The following is a 6,209-nucleotide window of genomic DNA, read 5'->3' as shown; positions in this document are numbered from 1 at the left end:
GGTGGCCGCCCGACGCCGGGGCGGCCGCGAGGACTGATCCCCGCTCGGCCTGACCGGCGGCGCCGCCGGTCAGGTCCCCGAGCCGCCGAAGCCCTGGGTGGTGTACGCGCACTCGGTGTAGATGTACCCGGGGCGCAGCTTCGCGGTGTCGGAGCCCGCGGTCGTCACCTGGCCGCCGTTCGGCTTGTGCACGAAGTACGTAGTGCCGACCGGGAGTTGCAGGGTGCGCTGCGGATAGTCCTTGCCACCGGCGCAGGGCTTGAAGGTGGACATCAGCGTGTCGGCGAGCAGGTACGACCGGCAGCCGCCGCAGGCCTTCAGGGTGAAGCTGCCGGTGACCGGGCCGGTGTAGAGGACGGTGACGTCGTCCGGGCTGTCGTTCTTCACCGTGACGGAGATGCTGCCGCCGCTCGCGGTGGTGGGCAGCTTCTTGCCGGCCGCCGGGATGGTCTGGGCGACCTCGGCGGCGATGGCGATCTTCTGGGCGCGCGCCCGGTTCCTGTGGTGCGGGTGCCCGGCGACGAACGTGTCCATGGTCTGCCGGGCGTTGCTGAAGTCGCCGCTCCTGTACTCCTGGACACCGCAGTCGTACGCGCCGTCGTCGCCGCTGCGCCCGGCCCGGGACGCGGCGGAGGCGAGCTTGCCGCCGGGGTCGCCAGCGGCCGTCTTCAGATCGCCGATCCTGGTGTCGAGCCGCTGCAACTCCTCGACGGCCGCGCAGGATCCGGAGCCGCCCACGCCCTTCTGCGCCTTCTTCACGGCGGCGTCGACGGCGGGGACCACCTTCGCTGTCTGCGGGGCGCCGGGGAAGGTCTTCATCAGGTCGCCGAAGCGGGTGACCCAGTCCTGGTCGCCGGCGGACAGGCCCTGTGCTCCGCACGCGTACAGGGAGGTCGCGAGGCGGTCGTCGGGCCAGTCGGCGAGGGTGCCGACGGTGGCCTTGGGCAGTTCGCCGGGCACCGTGCGCAGATAGGTCAGCGGGGCCACGGCGGTGCAGTAGTCCTGGCTGTCGTAGGGCGCGGCGACCTTGGCGTAGTAGGTGCGCAGACTGGCGGGGACCTCGCGGGCGGCGCGGGAGCCGGGGTGGTCGGCGACGAGGTCGCGATAGACCCCGAGTGCCTCGCGGTAGTCGCCTTCCGCGGTGCCGAAGGGCTTGCCCGCGTCCGCCGCCACCAGCTGGTCGGCGCTGGTCAGGCGTTTGAGGAGGGCTTGTTGTACGGCCTCGTCGCGGGCGTCCTGGTACCAGAGCGCGCCACCGGCCGGTACGGCGAGCAGCACCAGGCCCAGCAGCAGCGCGAGCGGCGCGCGGCCGGGCCACACCAGGCGGGTGCGCAGTCCGACGTACGCGCCGTGAACGGCCGCCGCCAACAGGAGCAGCGCGTACACCGCCAACAGGGCGCCGGGGACGCCGTCGGCATCGGCGGGCAGGGCGACGACCAGCAGGATCGCGGTCGCCACCCAGCAGGCGGCCATGAGCAGCCGGCGCCTCGTGAGCGCGTAGCCGAGGCCGAGCCCGCTGAGGTTGAGCAGGGCGACGGCGACGGCCCGCCCGGCATCCGGGGCCGCGGGCGGCGGCCCAACGGGCATGGGCGGCACCCCGAACCCCCGACCGAGCGACGGACCGTAGGCCCAGGGGCTTGCGAAACCAGTGCCTCCGGGGGCTCCGGGTGCTCCGGGGGCTCCAGCGGCTCCTGGGGCTCCTGGGGCTCCAGCGACTCCGGGCGCCCCGGCGGCTCCGGATACTCCAGCGGATCCGGGGGCTCCGGGGACTCCGGCAGATCCGGATACTCCAGCGACTCCCGGCGCTCCAGGCCCTCCGGGGGCTCCAGGCGCTCCGGCAGATCCGACGGCTCCGGGTGCTCCGGGTGCTCCGGGTGCTCCGGGTGCTCCGGGTGCTCCGGGTGCTCCGGGTGCTCCGAGGACTCTAGCGACTCCGGGCGCTCTGGCAGCTTCAGCGGCTCCGGGCGCTCCTGGGGCTCCAGGCACTCCGGTCTCTCCAGCAGCTCCGAGCACTCCAGCGGCTCCGGAGGTTCCGGCAGCTCCGGGGACTCCAGCGACTCCGGGCGCTCCGGCAGCTTCAGCGGCTCCGGGCGCGCCAGGGGCTCCAGGCACTCCGGTCTCTCCAGCAGCCCCGAGCACTCCAGCGGCTCCGGAGGTTTCGGCGAATCCGGGCGCTCCAGGCGCTCCGGCAGCTCCGGGGGCTCCAGGCGCTCCGGGGGCTCCAGGCGCTCCTACAAGTCCGGGGGCTCCAGCGGCTCCGGGCGATCCGGGCACTCCGGCAGCTTCAGCGGCTCCGGATTCCCCAGCGACTCCGGGCGCCCCGGGCGCTCCGGATACTCCAGCAGATCCGGCGGCTCCGGGGGAGCTTCCGAACTCGCCGAGATCCCCTGGCTCTCCGGGACCGCCAGGGCCGACGGGGCCGACGGGGCTTTCAGAGGCTCCTGCGGGGCTTCCTGACCCCCCTGCGGGTCCGGGCCCATCAGGCCCTGCGAATCCTCCGGGTCCCCCGGGTTCTCCAGGACCGCCGACGCCGCCAGGGGCTCCTGCGGGGCTTCCGAACCCGCCGTATCCCGCAAGCCCCCTGGGGCCAGCCGATCCCCCAGGCCCGCTGAGCCCACCGGACCCAACAGACTCACCGGAATTCCCGGGCCCACCAGAGCCCACAGACCCACCGGGCTCACCGGATCCGGCAGACCCACCAGGGCCGACAAGCCCACCCGAACCCCCAGGCCCGCCAAGCTCACCGGATCGCCCAGACCCACCGGGCCCAACAGGCTCACCGGACTTCCCGGGCCCACCAGAGCCAACAGACCCACCGGATCCCGCAAACCCACCGAGTCCGACAAGCCCACCCGATCCCCTAGGCCCGCCGAGCCCACCGGACCTCTCAGACTCACCAGGGCCGACAGACTCACCGGGCCCAACAGGCCCACCGGACTTCCCGGGCCCACCAGAGCCCACAGGTCCACCGGGCTCACCGGATCCGGCAGACCCACCAGGGCCGACAAGCCCACCCGATCCCCCAGGCCCGCCGAGCCCACCGGATCCGACCGACCCACCGGATCCCGTAGACCCACCCGTACCCGCAGGCCCTCCCCGGTCCCGGGGTTCCCCGGGTTTTTCCGTGTCTCTCGGGCCCTCCGGGTCTTCGAATCCTCCGGGCATGACGACTCCCCCCGTGTCCGACAACCCCCGCTGTGCGTGGCCTTTGAGTCTAGCGGTCGGTGCAGCCGGTGGAGCCCCAACACCGGCTCAGATAGAGGCACTTGGGGCCACCGCCTCCCCTTCGTCCACGCGGGCCGCGCCCGGGGGCCGGGTGCGGCCGTCCGCAACCCGGAAACGGGCACATCGCCTGACCGGCCCAATGCGGGTGCGTCGGAGGGGCGCGGAGCCGTGACGGGTGTGACCGTGGTGAAAGGAATCCCCGGGTGCGCGACTGACCGCCCGGTTGCCCAGCGACGAGGAGGCGGGATGCCGGACCAGGTCGGCGTGCGCGAACCCCTGCTCACGGAGGATGCCGACGCCGCGCCCGAGCGGGCCTTCGAACAGCTGGGCGCCGTCGCGGACGCCGTGCTGTACGAGGGCTATCTGCTGTACCCGTACCGCCGGTCCTCCGCCAAGAACCGCGTCCGCTGGCAGTTCGGGGTGCTGCTGCCGCGCGACTGGGTGGAGCGCTTCGGCCCGGTGGCGCCCGGGATCTCCGGCTCCGCGGACTCCTGGTACCAGCAGACCGAGTGCCTGCTGCACGCCCCGGCGGACGACGCGGTCGTACGGCTGCGGGTGCGCTATCTCCAGATGCAGCACAAGCAGGTGGAGGACGCGGGCGGAACCCCGGTGGAGTCCCTGCGCACGGCCGACGGCGCCACGCATCTCTCCTTCGACGAGGCGATCCCGCGCGAGACCGAGCTGACGGTGCCGCTCGCCGAGCTGCTGGACGGCGGTCGTACGGTCGACGTCGGCGCGCCCGGCGGGGACGAGTACGAGCCGCTGGCGGCGGGCGCGGGACGGATCGTACGGCGGCACCACGCGCTGCGGGCAGCGACGACGGTGGCCGCCGAACCGCTCGCGCCGGGCCTCTTCCGGCTGCGGGTGCGCACCGAGAACACGGGCGTTCCGGCCGACCCGGGGGCCTGCCGGAACGAGGCGCTGCGCGACGCGCTGATCGCCACGCACACGGTCCTCGGCGGCGCGGGCGTGGAGTTCGTCTCGCTGATCGATCCGCCCGCGGCGCTGGCCGAGCGGGCGCGCGGCTGCCGCAACGCGTTCACGTTCCCCGTGCTCGGCGGCCCGCCCCCAAAGTCCACCGACGGCGACGGCGAGGGCGAGACCGGCACGGCGATGCTGTCGGCGCCGATCATCCTCTCCGACCACCCGCAGGTGGCGCCGGAGAGCCCGGGCGATCTGCACGACGCGGCGGAGATCGACGAGATCCTGACGCTGCGCACGATGCTGCTGACCGACGAGGAGAAGGCGGAGGCGCGGGCCACCGATCCCCGGGCCGCGCGGATCCTGGACCGGGTCGACAGCATGCCCCGCGAGGTCTTCGAACGCCTGCACGGCGCGATCCGCTCGCTGACACCGGCGGCCTCGCCGGGCTCCCCGGCCTCCGGCCGCCCGGCCACGACGCCCGCCACGGCCGCGGCGGCCCGGCCCGACGCCCCGGCGGCCGAATCAACCGTCGCCCCCCAGCGCCCCGCCTGGTGGCAGGAGGGCGGGGACGAGGGGCTGTCGCCGACGACCGACACCGTGCTCGTGGGCGATGTGCCCCTCGGGGCCGGCAGTCCGGTGCTGCTGCGGCCGCGCACACGGGGGGCCGACGCCCAGGACATGTTCCTGGACGGGCGGTCCGCCACCGTCGCCGGGGTCTTCCACGACGTGGACGGCAGCGTGCGGCTCGCCGTGACCGTGGACGACGATCCGGCCGCCGAACTGCACGGCTGGTACGGCCGTTTCCACTACTTCCGGCCCGACGAGGTCGAACCCCTCGCAACCACGGGCACCCCGGCCGCCCCCGGCCGGGCCCACGACCGACTGCGACGGAGGCCGCAGAGATGACCACACAGAGCGGTACCACCGAGGCCCGCGCCGACGCCCCCAAGGGCTTCGACGAGATCACCATCCTGTGGATCTCCGAGGGCATGAGCTGCGACGGCGACACCGTGTCGCTGACCGCCGCCGGACAGCCGTCCATCGAGGACGTGGTGCTCGGCCTCATCCCGGGCCTGCCGAAGGTCAACCTCGTCAACAAGGTCCTCTCCCCGAGCCTGGGCGGCGAGGACTTCCTCGCCCCGTACCGCAAGGCGGCCCGCGGTGAGCTGGAGCCGTTCATCCTGGTGATCGAGGGCTCGATCCCGAACCAGAACATCATCGAGGGCGACGGCTACTGGACGTCGTTCGGCAACGACCCCGCGACCGGCGACCCGCAGACCCTGAACTGGTGGATCGACCAACTCGCGCCCAAGGCATGGGCGGTGGTCGCGGCCGGCACCTGCGCCACGTTCGGCGGCATCCACGCCATGGCCGGCAACCCGACCGGCTGCATGGGCCTCGCGGACTACCTGGGCTGGGAGTTCAAGGCGCGCTCGGGCCTCCCGGTGGTCAATGTGCCCGGCTGTCCGATCCAGCCCGAGAACTTCATGGAGACCCTGGTGTGGGTGCTCCAGCACGCCGCCGGCAGTGCTCCCCCGCCGCCGCTTGACCACATGCTGCGGCCGCAGTGGCTGTTCGGCAAGACCGTGCACGAGGGCTGCGACCGGGCCGCGTACTACGAGCAGGCCGACTTCGCCAAGGACTACAACTCGCCCAAGTGCCAGGTGAAGGTGGGCTGCTGGGGTCCGGTCGTCAACTGCAACGTGCCCAAGCGTGGCTGGATGTCCGGCATCGGCGGCTGCCCGAACGTCGGCGGCATCTGCATCGGCTGCACCATGCCGAGCTTCCCCGACGCCTTCATGCCGTTCATGGACGAGCCCCCCGGCGGCACGCTCTCGTCGATGGTGATCAAGCCGTACGGGGCGGTCATCCGCCGACTGCGCGGCATCACCAACGACATGGTGAACCACGAGCCCCGCTGGCGGCACAACAAGCAGAAGCTGACCAGCGGTTACGACCCGCACTGGCGCGCGTGACGCCGTACTGCCCCGGCCCGCGCACCACCCCTCCGCCCGCTCCGCCATCCGCTCCGCCCGACCCGAACAGCGAGGGACAGTACC

3 protein-coding genes are annotated in these 6,209 nt (G+C 73.3%); 2 read left to right on the top strand and 1 reads right to left on the bottom strand.

The window, feature by feature from the left end:
• Nucleotides 1–69: 69 nt before the first annotated feature.
• Nucleotides 70–1,587 (bottom strand): hypothetical protein, encoded by a 1,518-nt coding sequence (locus ACLF5H_RS27225; RefSeq protein ID WP_421678647.1) that lies wholly within the window; start codon nucleotides 1,585–1,587, stop codon nucleotides 70–72.
• A gap of 1,884 nt (nucleotides 1,588–3,471) precedes the next feature.
• Here ACLF5H_RS27225 and ACLF5H_RS27220 point away from each other — a divergent pair.
• Both ACLF5H_RS27220 and ACLF5H_RS27215 read left to right on the top strand, forming a co-directional pair.
• Nucleotides 3,472–5,055 (top strand): hypothetical protein, encoded by a 1,584-nt coding sequence (locus ACLF5H_RS27220; RefSeq protein ID WP_421678646.1) that lies wholly within the window; start codon nucleotides 3,472–3,474, stop codon nucleotides 5,053–5,055.
• Nucleotides 5,052–6,125 carry a hydrogenase expression protein HypE gene (locus tag ACLF5H_RS27215; RefSeq protein ID WP_421678645.1) on the top strand — a complete coding sequence of 358 codons (1,074 nt, stop codon included), beginning with the start codon at nucleotides 5,052–5,054 and terminating at the stop codon, nucleotides 6,123–6,125. Before ACLF5H_RS27220 ends, ACLF5H_RS27215 begins: the two co-directional genes overlap by 4 nt.
• Nucleotides 6,126–6,209 lie beyond the last annotated feature (84 nt).

Source organism: Streptomyces sp. LaBMicrA B280 (assembly GCF_049222185.1).
Classification (GTDB): domain Bacteria; phylum Actinomycetota; class Actinomycetes; order Streptomycetales; family Streptomycetaceae; genus Streptomyces; species Streptomyces murinus.
This window is presented reverse-complemented; position numbering and strand designations above follow the sequence as displayed.